Genomic DNA, 14,118 nt, shown 5'->3' on the forward strand with positions numbered 1-14,118 from the left:
TGAAACTCAGTATATTGTTTAATAATTATTCAATTTCGGACGACTTGGTTTTCTGTCCGAATTACGCAACAAAGCCCCTTTTAGCATCAGAGATGAGTGTTGGGGTTGATAACATAGAGTTGATCTGCTGGCGTACATTACAATCACAAAAGTGTCAGTTCAAATTGTTTGGCTATCATTTTATGTGCTACTAGGTTAATAACATACTAAGATTAGGCGGCTAATCATCGACATTTATAAAAAATAGTCAACAGTAAAAATCATTTATAAAATACAGTTATTGATGCCGTCCGCAATCTATAAATATTTATGAATAATTATCCTAAAGTTATTTTCAGTTGTGTCGGTATCAATGTGCTGTTTTCTAACGTCATTTGTATATATGCTATCTTGGATAAAACCATAATAACAAAAAGGACTTAATGAGCGCGACCGATTATTAATTGACAGGATGCTCATTAATTGTAATCAATTCAAATTTATTATCACGCCAAGTAATCAAATCTCTTATAATGCGGACGTTAATATCGAGTAAGCCTTCTTTATATGCAGTACGATCCGAAAAATTCAATCAAAATTGCGCTCGCTGATATCGGCGTTGGTATGTTTGTCACCGCGATAGAGCACAACAAGCGCGTCAATTTAGCCAATGCGGGGCGAATATCTAGCCCTGAAGGCATTAAGAAGCTTGCTACAAGTGGCGTAAAGTATGTTTGGGTAGATCAAACATTATCTTCGCAGCAGTGTGTCTTCAAGCCTGTAGATGAATCAACTGATGCCACTAAAGAGACGAGAGAGCAGAAACACTCAGATTTTAAGAGGGGTCAACGAACTTATCGTTCGAGAGACATCCAACACAAGCGAGCCAAAAAGCTGATCGCCGAAGCAAAAGATTTGGCGCAAAAACTATTGAATCAAACTTTTGAAGGAAAAATCATTGAAGTTGATGAAGTAGAAGCTTGGGCTGACGATGTCATTGAAAGTGTTTTGATTGACTCAGATGCGTTGCAGTGTGTCTCTGCACTCCGAAAAAAAGACTCTTACTTATTGGAACACTCCGTCAATGTCGCTTGTCTTTTAGTGTCATTCGGTAAGTACTTGGGCTTGGATAAGCCAACGCTAAAACAGCTTGCTGTAGGTGGCATTATTCATGATGTAGGTAAAATTAAAGTCGATGATAAGATCTTGCACAAGCCAGCGAAGCTAACGCCTGAAGAATTTGAACATATGAAGCTACATCAAGTGTTCGCAGGTGAGATAATCCTTCACGTAAAAGGACTTAGTGACGTAAGCCGTGATGTTTGTTTGATGCACCACGAGAAGTTAGATGGCAATGGTTATCCTAGAGGCTTGAAGGGGGAGGAGATTCCAATTCACGGCCGTATGAGCTGTATTGTAGATATCTACGATGCGCTAACGGCTGATCGCTGTTACAAAAAAGGCATGAGTTCTGCGGAAGCGTTTAAAATCTTGTTGAGTCTAACGCCATTTCATTTAGACGCCGACTTAGTTTACAAATTCATTAATTGCATTGGGATGTACCCCGTCGGCTCCATTGTCGAGTTGAACGATGGGCGTGTTGGTATTGTTTGGTCTTCAAATGAATCTCAAGCATTAAAGCCAGAAGTGAAATGTTTCTACTCCCGCAAGTATAAACGATACATTGATGTCACGATGGTGGATTTAAAAACGAGTGCGTACAAAATTGAAAGAGCGATCGCGCCTTCATCGTTAGAGATCGATCCTAAGCCTTTTTATGATTAAGAGAAATAGATAAGCTTATACAACAGGCTTTACATCCTTGCATGTAGATCGTATTTTATTTGCATAACTATCTATTAATTTTTTCTAAGTTATTTAGATGCAAGATGGTTATTAAGACCTCGGCTTCATGGATAGAAACCGGGCGATAAAATAGTTCTATACACAATGGGCTATAAACCTCATTTTGCTGGAAGGGATGCCAATGCAAATAGATACATGGATTTTTTACACTCTTGCTATTCTCGTGCTCACAGCTTCACCAGGACCAAGCTCACTGTTGTGTTTAAGTAAAGGAGTGAGTAGTGGGTTTCGTATTGCTTTCATGACTGCGCTTGGCAGTTTGTCTGCGATTACGATCATCCTTACGCTCTCATTTACCGGGTTGGGAGTTGTCATTGCTTCATCTGAGTTAGTTTTTAATATTATCAAATGGTGTGGCGCCGCTTATTTAATCTGGTTAGGTATTCAAGCGTTGCGCTCATCTCAGACAGATTTTAATAAAACGGCAACGACTCAAAGTTCCGCGACAGCGTTTAGCGCGTTCACTAGTGGTTTCATTGTTGGCGCTAGTAATCCCAAAGCGATAGTCTTTTTCACCGCTTTGTTTCCTCAATTCATAGAACCTTCCGCACCGCTACTGTCTCAATACGCGATTTTCGCGTCTACATTTGTGGTTTTTGAGCTTAGCTGGCTAACATTTTATGCATTGTTAGGGGTAAAAGCCTCCGATTGGTTGTTTGTCGCTGGAAGAGCGAAGTTGTTCAATCGTTTGACTGGTGGAGTATTTATTGGTGCAGGCGTGATGTTGTCGACGGCAAACCGATAAATAAGACAGACTTCGGTACGCAGCTGGGTTTTTTCCATATAGTAAGTTGGAATGCGCTAATTTAGCTTTGTCTTATTTCCAGAATGGAAATAGACGTTTTGTTTATTTTCATTAGTGGCAACAGCCAAGCAGGAGTAAAATCACGTTACTCTTTAGGGGTAGAGCTCGTATTTTGTCTTGTGGGCTTGTGGTTACTTTGTAGGAATATCTTAGATGACAAGCCTTTCTAAACTACAACAACGTTTTCTAGATATCGCGACCGACGTCCGTCTTTCTCCAAAACAGAAGTCGAGTTTTTTAGCTTTAGAGGCGGAAGCGTGCATTCCTTACATGACCGTATCTCCATCACTGAGACAAGCAATGGATGAAGGCATCATCTGCGATATGTTTGAAGGTCATGCACCGTTTAAACCTCGCTATGTGTTGCCTGATTACGCTAAATTTCTATCGCAAGGCTCAGACTATTTAGAGTTGTCTCCGGCTGATGATTTCGATGATGCGTTGAACATGCTGACCATCATTTACCATCATGTTCCTTCGGTAACGAACATTCCGGTTTACTTAGGCCAGTTAGATGATGTCTTGTTGCCTTACATAGGCGACCTAACAGAGAGCCAGATTTACAAAAAGTTAAAACATTTTTGGATCATGCTGGATCGCACATTGCCAGATGCGTTTATGCATGTGAATGTCGGACCGACAGACAACATTATTTGTCGCACTGTTTTAAAAGTAGATGCGGAGCTCAAGCAGATCGCACCGAATCTCACCTTTATGTACGACGAGACAGTTACACCTGATGATTTACTTCGTCAAGCGACACAGAACATTTGTGAATGCAGTAAACCGCATATCGCCAATTACCCAATGCACGCGAAAGCCTACAACGGCTCACGCTTTGGTATTGTAAGTTGCTACAACTCGCTTCCATTAGCAGGTGGCTCGAACACATTGGTGCGAATGAATTTAAAAGAAGTTGCAAAACGAGCATCAGACTGTAACGACTTCTTAAACAGTGCGTTGCCTTCTTACCATCGATTAATGGTCGAGCTCATAAACGCAAGAAGCACGCACTTGCATGAAAAATCGAACTTCTTTCAAGGCTTTTTGACGCAAGAAGGGTTGATAAAAGAGTCCTATTTCGCGCCAATGTATGGCGTTTACGGCATGGCCGAAGCGGTAAACCTTCTATTTGAAAAAGAAGGGCAAATAGGGCGATACGGAAAAAATGATCGAGCAAATACTTTTGCTCATGATGTTTCAGCAACACTGGCTAAACTGGTGGACTCAACCCCGGTGAAATATGGTTTAGATGGCAAAGCGCTCTTACATGCACAAGGCGGCATTAGCTTAGATCATGATGTTACGCCAGGTGTACGTCTGCCTTATGGTGCAGAGCCAGACCCAGTCACTTATGTACAAGCAACGGCGAAGCATCATCAGTATTATCGTGCGGGTATCAGCGATATTTTGACGATTGATGAAACGGTGAAATCTAACCCAGAAGCGATGTTCAATTTATGTAAAGGGGCACTAAATGCTGGTTATCGTGAGTTTACCGCGAATGTCAGTTCAAATGACTTAATTCGCGTGACAGGCTACATGATCAAACTTTCAGACGTCGCGAAATATGATGAAGAAGGTTCGAGAACCAACACGACGTTTCTAGGTGCAGAAGCAGCAAAAAATACCAAAATTTTAGAACGCTCACCACGTGTGGTGAGTCATGAAGTAACACCGACTTACACGCAGGCATAAGTTCGGTTTAGGAAAGAACAAGATGTCTAGACGAAGTGGAAGCCTTTTGGCAAAAGTCACTCGTATCCTTCCTTTCTCTTGTGTTGATGGGCCAGGAAATCGTCTAGTCATCTTTCTACAGGGTTGTAACTATCAGTGTTTGAACTGCCACAATCCTCACACGATAAACCATTGTAATCATTGTGGTGAGTGTGTGAGTGAATGTTCAGCAGGCGCATTGAAGTTCGACGAAAACAACAACGTTGTTTGGCTTAAAGAGGAGTGCACCCACTGCGATCATTGTATAGAGATATGTCAGAACCAATCTAATCCAAAAATTACTGACTACTCTGTAGTAACAATGCTCGATTTGATACGCAAGCATCGCTTTTTCATCAGTGGTGTTACAGTATCCGGTGGGGAATCTACCTTACAACTTCCTTTCATTATTGAGCTGTTTAAAGGGATAAAACAAGATCCTGAATTACGGCACCTCTCTTGTTTCATCGACAGTAACGGTTCTTTAGCGGTTGCTGGTTGGCAGCGTATTCTACCTTTTCTGGATGGCGCAATGATCGATTTGAAAGCGTGGCAGACGGAGACGCATCAGTGGCTAACTGGGCGTGATAATCATCGTGTATTTAAAACCCTTCAATACCTAGCTGAACACGAAAAATTGTACGAGGTCCGCTTACTGCATATTCCCCAAAAAAGTGATTTAGATATAGAAATCGTAGCAATTGGACGTTACTTGAGTACTCTTCCTAAATCGGTGCTTATCCGTTTAAATGCCTTTCAACATCACGGAGTTGTGGGGGAGGCGTTAACTTGGGATACGTGCTCTCATCATGATATCGAACGCTTAAAGTCAGAGCTTCGATGCTACGTGAGTAACCCTATCACCGTGCCGACAGTACTCACGTAGTACTGTTGTTTATCTATGCTTACGCATCACAGGCATCTAACATGGCGCAAGCGTCGAGTAATTGTTGCTGTAACCATTTTAAAGCGGGATCGTTTAAGCTCGCTTTGTTCCAAACGAGGCTGTAGGCTACTTGCCCGTAATCGAATGGAAGAGCTTGTTCAACCAAACCTTTTGCTTGCATTGCCGCTCTTGCCCAAAGCTTGGAGCATGTGAACAAGTAATCCGAGTGCTGACACATCACCGCAGCTGAACCAAAGTCGGCTACACGCATGGCCAAGTTTCGCTTTGAATGCCTTTGGGTGAGATTTTGCTCAAAATAAGGTTGTGACAGATCTTTATCATGAATACCGATGTGTCTTGCACAAAGGTAACTTTCAACAGATAAGGGTTGCTCAGCGAGTGGGTTCGATGCTCTCATTAAGCAAACCATTTCGTCTTTCAAAATGGTTTTCCAGACCAAGTCTTTATTTTGTGTGGGTGGTTGGCTGAGATCGTGAGGAAGCAACAAAAAATCCACTTGACCTCTTGCTAATGCATCGAAGCTCATTTCCTCTTTCGCATGGACATTCAAGTGCGCGTGGTTACTCAGTTGTTGGGACAAGTGCTGTAGAACTGGCGCAAAGAGCTCAAACGAACTTTCACGCATTGCTAATGAAAAACTACCTTGATAGTAAGCCGGGTTAAAAGAGCCTTGATGTAATAACCCATTCATACTGGAGAGTATGCCATGGATTGATGGGCCTATATGCAGCGCAAATGCTGTCGGCACTAAGCGAGTGCCATCACGGTAAAAAAGGTCATCCTTTAGCGTTTCGCGCAACTGTCCGAGCGTTTTACTGACGCTCGATGGTGTTACACACAAGCGTTCTGCCGCAAGTGTGACGCTGTGAGTGGTTAACAACATATGTAAAACAGTTAGATGTTTAAGGCTTATACGCGAAAGAGCAATGTAGTCCATAAATAGCATGGTTTCTTATGATTTTTGGCAGTATATCAGCATGAAACAAATTTTTACTATTGTTTATCTCGGAAATACGCCTGTTTCTCTTTGAGCTCAATGCATTTAATGGGTTGCATAAGGATTGATGGTGCTTATAAGTCTAGAAATTTATCTTAGTTTTGTTGGACTTTAATGCTTTCATTTATTCAATTCTAAAGCTTCTATGTAATTTTAATCAGTTTGGAGGAGTTGATTGATTTGTACACGAATTAAACTTGTTCCTTGTTAATTAAAATAGATATTGTTTTGTTGATTGTTTGGTGATTTACTCATGATCCCTCAGTAACAAAGGTATAAATAATTAATGGACGACCCCTTTAGTCGACAAAACCCTTCACCATATGTCTTCTTATTATTGGAGACATGCTCATGCTAGAACTTTTTATGCAACCAGAAGCTTGGGCTATTTTCGCCACTTTGTTTGCGCTTGAAGTTGTCTTAGGCGTTGATAACGTCGTTTTTATCTCTGTCTTATGTGAAAGACTGCCGCTGCACCAACGTAAGCTGGCAAGAAACCTTGGTATTGGTCTTGCTGTTATTGCTCGTATTGGTTTAGTGTTTTCAATCTCTTGGATCATGCAATTGACTCAACCGCTATTTTCTTTGGCGAACCAAGCGTTTACCGGAAGAGACGTCATCATGATTGCGGGTGGTGCATTCCTCTTGGCTAAAAGCCTGAAAGAGTTGTGGAGTTGGTTAAATCACAACGAGTCTGCTCACTCAACTCACGCCCGTACTGGTTTAGCGGTAGTTCTGTTGCAGATTGTTGCCGTGGATGCTGTATTCTCGATGGACTCGGTGATAACCGCCGTTGGTTTGACAAGTGATGTCCCACTTATGGTCGCAGCGATTGTTTCTTCTGCTATCGTGATGGTCATGACAGCAGAAAAAATCAATAACCTGGTGTCGTGTTACCCTGGTTTTAAGACACTTGCTTTGTTATTCCTCGTTTTGTTAGGTGGTTTATTGATGGCAGAAGGCTTCGAAATTCATATCAACAAAGGTTATGTGTACTTTGCGATGGCATTCGGCTTAATTCTGGAACTTTGTCATATCCAGTTAAAAAACAAACAACGCCCGACTATTAAACGTCTTAGTCCGTTGCGAGTTCATCCAACGAGATTAGAAGCTCGTCAATAATAAAAGATATTGCCGCTCATATGAGCGGCATTTTTATATTCGTCATCACCTATTTTTGCTCTCTTTTTATTTTGTTGTCGTTTCGACAAAAAATCGCATTTGTTGTGAGGTTGAAGATTTTTTATATAGACCGCCCAACTAATATGAGTGAACGACAATAATGGATAAAATGATCGATGCGTTAGCAACCCATGGCTACTATATCTGGGATGATTTTCTTTCTGAACAAGAAGTGGCTCAATTACGAGACTGCATTCCAAGTAACTGGAAAAAAGCGCGTATTGGTCGTAATGACGATGTGACTCGTATTGAGTCAATTCGAAGTGACAAAATTCAATGGTTATCGCCCAATATGGGGCACGCGGTTACTTCTTACTTAGATAAGATGGAAGAAATACGCCAAGAAGTGAACCGTCACTTGTTTCTAGGACTTTTTGAGTATGAAGCTCACTTTGCCAAGTACGAGGAAGGGGATTTCTACCAAAAGCATCTAGATTGTTTTAAGGGCAATGAAAACCGTCGATTGACAACCGTTTTTTACATGAACGAATCTTGGACGGAAAAGGATGCAGGTGAATTGGTGGTTTACGATCTAAATGATAATAAGATAGCAACCATCCCTCCTCAATCGGGACGCTTACTTTTATTCTTATCTGAGCAATTCCCGCATGAGGTTTTACCGACCAATGCTGAGCGTTTCAGTATTGCAGGTTGGTTCAGAATCAATGGTGTGCGAGACAATGTACTTGATATTGCAAAATGATTGGTTTGCAACCTGCACAAAATCAGCAAAGGGCGTAGATACGCCCTTTATCGATTAAACATTAGTTGATAGCTCGTAACACTCGGTCATGTTTCGCTCTAGCACTGCATAGACGTCAGAACAAAGTTCTTGTTTAGCGACTTGCTCGCCCATAATCGCGGCGATTTGTGCTTGAGCCATTCGTCCTCGGTAGGGACGGTCCTGAGACAGAGCTTGAAAAACATCGGCAACCGCGACAATACGTGATGGTACATCGAGTTCGTCTCCTGTTTTATGATAAGGATAGCCAGAACCGTCCAAACGCTCGTGATGATTAGAGGCCCACTCCGCTATTTTAGCGTTGGGAAACACTTTGTGTAATGCGAGCTGAGTATCAATTGTATGGCGTTTAATACGCGTATACTCTTGTTTATTAAGAGAGCCTTCTTTATGAAGAATCTCATCTGGTGTTTTTAACTTTCCGATATCATGCACCAACCCAGCAATAAATAACATCTCTTGGTCGTGCTCACAGAACCCAAGCTTGATGGCTAGATACCGAGATAACTCCGCCACTTTTTGCGAATGTTGATAAGTAAATGGGCTTTTTGCGTCAACAATTCGAGCGATAAACATGCCCAAACTATTCATATCTTGGATGGTGAGCTGTTTTTGAAGCCAATCAATGCTTTTAAAGTTTAATCCGATGGTTTCTATATTTTCAGACTCCATCGCGAACCAAAATGCGTCGGTCATAACGAGCTTAACCATTGCCTTAGCCATGTCTGGATTAAACAAAGTTCCAGCGTTTGCCATGATGCATTCTGCAATTAGTTCTTCATGAAGTGTGACAATGTCACAGTGGCAGTTCATGACGTATTTGGAACGCATAAAATCGAGACGATCGGCTAAATAGAGTAGGGCAGCGACCTCTTTTTCAAAAGGCGGTAAATCAAGATATTTTAGTTCACTCCAATGTGTATGGTGGTAAAGAACAGGTGTCGCAAACTGACGCAACAAACGACACTGCTTGAGGCTTCGGTATCCTCTTAAGCAATGTGTTTTTACATCTTGTGGCACCAACTCCTCAAGTAACATTTTATGTTCTTGTGTTTCGGAGACCCCACAATCGTGGATCATCCCTGCGAAGTAGCAAAACTCCGCTTTTTCTGGTTCCCAGTTCATGACCCGAGCACATTGGTAAGCGATGTAAGCGACACGGTGGCTATGGTGCGTATCATCAACACCTACATAGTCGAGTGCTCGAGCAACCCAGATAAGTGCTTGTTTCAGATCGACTTCAAAGCCCATGTCCGTATGGGAATGGCAAGAATGATTCATGGTTTATACCGACATTGCTAATTAGCCCACGCTAAACCCAAATCAGAAGGTGATAGGAAAAATTGGGTACGACAGCGAATAGACCCCAAAAAGGTGGGCGTTTAGACATAGTTTTGATTATGGGCGGGATAATAATCCTAGTTGCATAATAATATCACCTGAAGCTCATGGTTAAGAGTCAGATATTTGAACTAAGTATAAGTTTTGAAAGATTATTGTTGCTCTTGTTGACTTATTTGAAAACGACAATAAATCATGATGTAACGCATTCTTATTTTTATTTTTGTAAATCGTGTTCGGGCTCAACCAGAGACACACGGTATTGATGTGTGATTAACAGAATTTATATTGTTGTTCTTGAAGGCAAAAAATAAGAAGACCTCTTCGAGGCTTGCTCTGTAACTAACAGAGTATTAGGTAAAGCAGCTTGTTAACAACATGACAATAGAGCGTCGTTGAAAATATTTTCTCTGTAGCTCATGTTGTTGAGGAAAGATAATAAAATGGTACGGCTTCCCAGCGATGTTAGCCTTTTGGGTGAGATAAGTTTATTGAAAATGTGTGATTGCAAAGTAAGCATAGGTGGTAAAAGTAGCTAGAATGATAGCTCTAAATGAAAAGGATTTCGTATGTTGAAGCATCGTTTATATCGGACTTACACCGCAGGGTTAAAAATAGCAGCCCTTATCCTTCCTATGCCGAGACCAACCTTGTTTTCCGGCCCTGGTTCGATGAATGAGCTATTAGAATCGATGACCGAGCTGGGATTTAAACGCGTTTTGTTAGTTACCGACGAAGGGTTAGTCCAAGTCGGTATTGTAGATAAGGTGCTTGAGGCTGCAGCAAAACTCGATTTACAGTTAGATGTTTTCTCGCAAGTTAAGCCCGATCCTACCTATGATCAGGTAGAGAGCGGTCTAGAGGCTTATCATCGTTTTCATTGTGAGGGCATATTAGCTTTGGGTGGCGGCTCTGCAATGGATTGTGCAAAAGTCATCGCTGCGAAAGTTACCAATAAACGGCCAATAAAAAAATTAGCTGGACTATTGAAGGTATGGCGAATGCCAGCGCCGCTTTTTGCTATTCCAACAACGGCTGGAACCGGAAGTGAAGTTACTATCGCTGCGGTCGTGTCAGATCCCTCCTCACACATTAAAACCCCTTTAATGGATCCAAAGTTGGTGCCACTAATGGCAGCTTTAGATGCGAATTTAATGATTGGTTTACCTCCTAAGATCACGGCTGATACTGGCGTTGATGCATTAACCCATGCTATTGAGGCCTATGTATCGAAAAACGCTACTCAAGAAACGATGGCTTATTCGGTTGCCGCTATTAAACTCATTTTTAAATATCTTCCTAGGGCTGTGATGCAAGGGGATGATGTCGAAGCTCGTCATAAAATGGCTATGGCATCCTATTACGCGGGTTTAGCATTTACCAAAGCGAGTTTGGGTTATGTTCATGCCTTTGCTCACACATTCGGTGCGAGATATGGAATACCTCATGGTATGGCAAACGGATTAGCCTTGTTGCCTGTGCTGCGCTTTTCATTATCAGAGATTGAGCCTCAACTAAGAAAGCTCGATGAGTTGACGGCCGAGGGGCAGTTAGGTAACGCAAGTGCTCAGCATTTTTTGGCGAATCTGGAGTCCTTGTTTTCAACTATTGATATTGAGCAAACCAGTGCGCTCATTCAACGTGAAGATGCTGATGCGCTTGTTGATTTAATTCTGAAAGAGGCGCACTGGAATTACCCTGTTCCCAAGTTCATGAACAGGGAAGAATGCACACAGTTATTGTTAAATATCAGTAAGGTGTAAATTATAGTTTACATGTGTGGTTTTTTATCCTTACACTTTGCTTGATCTTCTGCTAAAGATCCTACAATATCGACGGCAATACAAATATGGTGTTGGTTTCGGTCCGCCGTTGCCCGATCTAATACTGATAATTTCTAATAAAGTGTAAAGATTAATATACAATGAGTCGTTCTAAAGTATTCGGTAGTACGCTAATTATTGCGGGCACTACAATAGGCGCTGGTATGCTAGCGCTTCCACTTGCCTCTGCCGGCATTGGTTTTTCAACTTCTATTATCATCATGCTAGGCTTATGGGCTCTGATGGCTTTCACTGCCTTGCTTATGCTTGAGCTTCATCAACATGCGGAGAGTAGTGCTACACTTCATACTTTGGCGAAACAGATCCTAGGTCAAAAAGGCAAGTGGGTGGCAAGTTTTGCGATGTTGTTTCTTTTCTACTCATTATGTGCAGCGTATATCGCTGGCGGTGGTGCTCAGTTCGGAGACCGCCTTGCACAATGGTTTGACCTCGATATTTCAGGGCCTACATCAACGATAATCTTTACCTTGATTGTGACTTTAGTTGTGACAGTGGGTACCGGTACGGTCGATAAAGTAAACCGAGTTCTGTTCGCGATGAAGCTCATTGCGATGGTTGCGGTGCTTTCTTTTCTTGCTCCAAACGTTACGGAATCTTACTTGTTAAGTATGCCAATCGAACAAGGCCTTGTTGTAGCGGCGATTCCGGTGATCTTTACTTCGTTTGGTTTCCACGGAAGTATACCTGCAATTGTGAATTACTTAGACGGTGACACTTCTTCTTTACGCAAAGCCGTTATTATTGGTTCGACGATTCCACTCGTTATTTATATCTTTTGGCAAATCGTGACGTTGGGTGTGGTTAGCCAAAGTACGCTTGTTGAGAACGGAGGGTTGAGCGCACTGATTGGTCAACTATCTCAGACAGTACACCAATCAAATTTGGGTAGCATTGTTGGTGTGTTTGCTGACTTGGCATTGTTGACATCGTTCCTTGGCGTGAGTTTGGGTCTATTCGAATTTTTGGGTGATACCATCAAAGGAAGTAACGATAAGCCTAATCGTTTGATTGCGGCACTAGTGACGTTTACTCCACCGCTAGGCTTCGCACTTTTCTATCCTCAAGGCTTTATTATGGCTTTGGGCTATGCAGCGATTGCCTTAGCGATTTTAGCCATCTTTTTGCCTTTGGTTATGGTGATCAAGGTTCGTAAATCGGATGATTTTACTGGGGAGTACCGCGTCGCAGGTGGTCAAGGTGCGTTAGTGATAACGGGCATCGCTGGCACTGGCATCGTATTCGCTCAGGTGTTAATTACGCTGGGTGTTCTTCCTGCTCTAGGCTAGTTGTTTAGAACGTTCTTTGAATAACTTCTAGTTACTGAATCCATCGTAATCAATCAGTATTGTTAGGCCAACGAGTTTCGCTCGTTGGCTTTTTTAATCTGGATCAAATTACCGTAAGATATCCGGTGAAAAAATTGGTAGAAATGTGCTTTTATTTCGTACACTTAAGTTGTGGTATATCGATAATTTAAGTGGAGAAAACCGCTCAAAATACCATTGAATTTGCAACACAATGAGCTTTTCTTGTTTCTTTGCTTTGGTGTGGAGGTGAAGCATGGCGCACCGGAGTTTTTACCCGTTTGCAAAACCGCTTAACGAGCAACTGCAAACGCTAAAAGGCAGGATGCAGGCGCACTTGCCATGTATTGATAGGGTGTCATTTGCAAAATATCACCCAGACCAAGATGTGCTCAAATCATTTGCAGAAAGTGAGTTCGACACTTGGTGTTTAGCCCATCACGAATCAGCATTCCGTAAACTCCACCACCTCAATATTGCCTCTAAAAACGCGGTTCCTCGTATCGTCGAAGACCTTCATGATATTAAGCACTGTCCTCGGGTTCAAATTTTACTCAAACACGGATATCAGTCGTCGGCTGCTATTCCTTGTTATGACAATAAAGCTTTTACTGGTTTTGTATTTTTGAACTCCACTCAACGTGATGCGTTTAGTTTAGAAGCGCTGAATGGTCTTAAACCTTATTTCGAAATGATTCGATTTGCGGTTGAATCAGAAACTCAAGTAGTCAATGCGATAGAAACGCTAGCGAACCGAATGCAATGTATGATGCCAGGATATTCACCTGAGTATTACGCGCATACCAAACGCATGAAGTACTACAGTCAAATTATCGCAACGCAGTTAGCGGATCGTTATCACCTGAATGACGAAATGGTCGAAGATATTGGTATTTTTGCTCAGTTCCATGCGCTCGGTGATAGTCAGCTGCCAGTTGAAATTGCTAGCCGCCGAACAAATTACTCTCAAGAACAAGAGGCGATATTGATTCAACATATTGAGCGTTGTATCGATTCAGCGGATGACATAGTTGCCCGTATCGGAAATCCGGTTCACCCGAGTGTGACTTTGTTTTTGCAGATGGTTACTTATCAGTACGAAAACTTAAATGGCACTGGTTATCCTTATGGTTTAACCAATGATGATATACCAATCGCCGCGCAAATTACGGCTGTCGCGAATGCCTTTGATTTTATGACGACGCACCATCCGTACAGACAAGCGTGGTCCATCCCATAGGCATTGTTAGAACTTGAAAAATGGGTATATCAGGGATGGTTATCTCGAGAATGTGTTGATGCTCTGCGAGAGCATCAAGGTTATATAAAGCAAATCATCCACAAATATCCCGAGCACTATACAGGCTTGGGGTTAATGTGAAGAGCAGTAACAAAGTTGAAATGTTGACGAGGAGGAATATTTAAACAATACTGT

General features: G+C 42.0%; 10 protein-coding genes and 1 pseudogene. 9 read left to right on the top strand and 2 right to left on the bottom strand.

What is annotated here, in order from left to right:
- The first annotated feature begins 546 nt into the window (after positions 1-546).
- From R7Z77_RS07020 to R7Z77_RS07035, 4 genes are all read left to right on the top strand, one after another.
- Positions 547-1,764, top strand: a complete 1,218-nt coding sequence (locus R7Z77_RS07020) for an HD-GYP domain-containing protein (RefSeq protein WP_025766705.1) — start codon at positions 547-549, stop codon at positions 1,762-1,764.
- A 202-nt stretch (positions 1,765-1,966) separates the two neighbouring features.
- On the top strand, positions 1,967-2,590 hold the full coding sequence (locus R7Z77_RS07025; RefSeq protein WP_025766704.1) for a LysE family translocator: 624 nt from the start codon (positions 1,967-1,969) through the stop codon (positions 2,588-2,590).
- Positions 2,591-2,803: 213 nt separating this feature from the next.
- Positions 2,804-4,348, top strand: coding sequence for a YjjI family glycine radical enzyme (locus R7Z77_RS07030; protein ID WP_213967684.1), 1,545 nt, complete (start codon positions 2,804-2,806; stop codon positions 4,346-4,348).
- Between the two features lie 22 nt (positions 4,349-4,370).
- Positions 4,371-5,252, top strand: coding sequence for a YjjW family glycine radical enzyme activase (locus tag R7Z77_RS07035; RefSeq protein ID WP_213967685.1), 882 nt, complete (start codon positions 4,371-4,373; stop codon positions 5,250-5,252).
- Between the two features lie 19 nt (positions 5,253-5,271).
- Here the strand turns inward: R7Z77_RS07035 and R7Z77_RS07040 are convergent, their stop codons facing one another.
- Positions 5,272-6,210: a LysR family transcriptional regulator gene (locus R7Z77_RS07040; RefSeq protein WP_005377737.1), complete on the bottom strand. Its 939-nt coding sequence runs from the start codon at positions 6,208-6,210 to the stop codon at positions 5,272-5,274.
- Positions 6,211-6,621: 411 nt separating this feature from the next.
- Here R7Z77_RS07040 and R7Z77_RS07045 point away from each other — a divergent pair, with 411 nt between their 5' ends.
- A complete protein-coding gene (locus R7Z77_RS07045) occupies positions 6,622-7,392 on the top strand; it encodes a TerC family protein (protein ID WP_005377734.1) in 771 nt (256 codons plus the stop codon).
- 160 nt (positions 7,393-7,552) lie between these two features.
- The gene (locus R7Z77_RS07050; protein ID WP_005377733.1) at positions 7,553-8,155 is read left to right on the top strand and encodes a 2OG-Fe(II) oxygenase; all 603 of its coding nucleotides are present in this window, start codon (positions 7,553-7,555) and stop codon (positions 8,153-8,155) included.
- Positions 8,156-8,209: 54 nt separating this feature from the next.
- Here the strand turns inward: R7Z77_RS07050 and R7Z77_RS07055 are convergent, their stop codons facing one another.
- Positions 8,210-9,475, bottom strand: a complete 1,266-nt coding sequence (locus R7Z77_RS07055) for an HD domain-containing phosphohydrolase (RefSeq protein ID WP_025766702.1) — start codon at positions 9,473-9,475, stop codon at positions 8,210-8,212.
- Positions 9,476-10,104: 629 nt separating this feature from the next.
- On the opposite strand from R7Z77_RS07055, the gene R7Z77_RS07060 reads away from it, so the two are divergent.
- The 3 genes and pseudogenes from R7Z77_RS07060 (at position 10,105) to R7Z77_RS07070 (ending at position 14,064) form a co-directional block, all read left to right on the top strand.
- Positions 10,105-11,298 carry an iron-containing alcohol dehydrogenase gene (locus tag R7Z77_RS07060; RefSeq protein ID WP_206959201.1) on the top strand — a complete coding sequence of 398 codons (1,194 nt, stop codon included), beginning with the start codon at positions 10,105-10,107 and terminating at the stop codon, positions 11,296-11,298.
- 161 nt (positions 11,299-11,459) lie between these two features.
- On the top strand, positions 11,460-12,665 hold the full coding sequence (locus R7Z77_RS07065) for an aromatic amino acid transport family protein (protein WP_033905238.1): 1,206 nt from the start codon (positions 11,460-11,462) through the stop codon (positions 12,663-12,665).
- 274 nt (positions 12,666-12,939) lie between these two features.
- Positions 12,940-14,064: pseudogene (locus tag R7Z77_RS07070) on the top strand (HD-GYP domain-containing protein).
- Positions 14,065-14,118: the final 54 nt, after the last annotated feature.

Source organism: Vibrio sp. 1401, assembly GCF_033340295.1.

Excerpts from the sequence above, each read along its gene's own strand:
- R7Z77_RS07045 (WP_005377734.1), top strand. The coding sequence starts at position 6,622 with ATGCTAGAACTTTTTATGCAACCAGAAGCTTGGGCTATTTTCGCCACT.
- R7Z77_RS07020 (WP_025766705.1), top strand. The coding sequence starts at position 547 with ATGCAGTACGATCCGAAAAATTCAATCAAAATTGCGCTCGCTGATATC.
- R7Z77_RS07025 (WP_025766704.1), top strand. The coding sequence starts at position 1,967 with ATGCAAATAGATACATGGATTTTTTACACTCTTGCTATTCTCGTGCTC.
- R7Z77_RS07065 (WP_033905238.1), top strand. The coding sequence starts at position 11,460 with ATGAGTCGTTCTAAAGTATTCGGTAGTACGCTAATTATTGCGGGCACT.
- R7Z77_RS07050 (WP_005377733.1), top strand. The coding sequence starts at position 7,553 with ATGGATAAAATGATCGATGCGTTAGCAACCCATGGCTACTATATCTGG.
- R7Z77_RS07040 (WP_005377737.1), bottom strand. The coding sequence starts at position 6,210 with ATGGACTACATTGCTCTTTCGCGTATAAGCCTTAAACATCTAACTGTT.
- R7Z77_RS07035 (WP_213967685.1), top strand. The coding sequence starts at position 4,371 with ATGTCTAGACGAAGTGGAAGCCTTTTGGCAAAAGTCACTCGTATCCTT.
- R7Z77_RS07055 (WP_025766702.1), bottom strand. The coding sequence starts at position 9,475 with ATGAATCATTCTTGCCATTCCCATACGGACATGGGCTTTGAAGTCGAT.
- R7Z77_RS07060 (WP_206959201.1), top strand. The coding sequence starts at position 10,105 with ATGTTGAAGCATCGTTTATATCGGACTTACACCGCAGGGTTAAAAATA.
- R7Z77_RS07030 (WP_213967684.1), top strand. The coding sequence starts at position 2,804 with ATGACAAGCCTTTCTAAACTACAACAACGTTTTCTAGATATCGCGACC.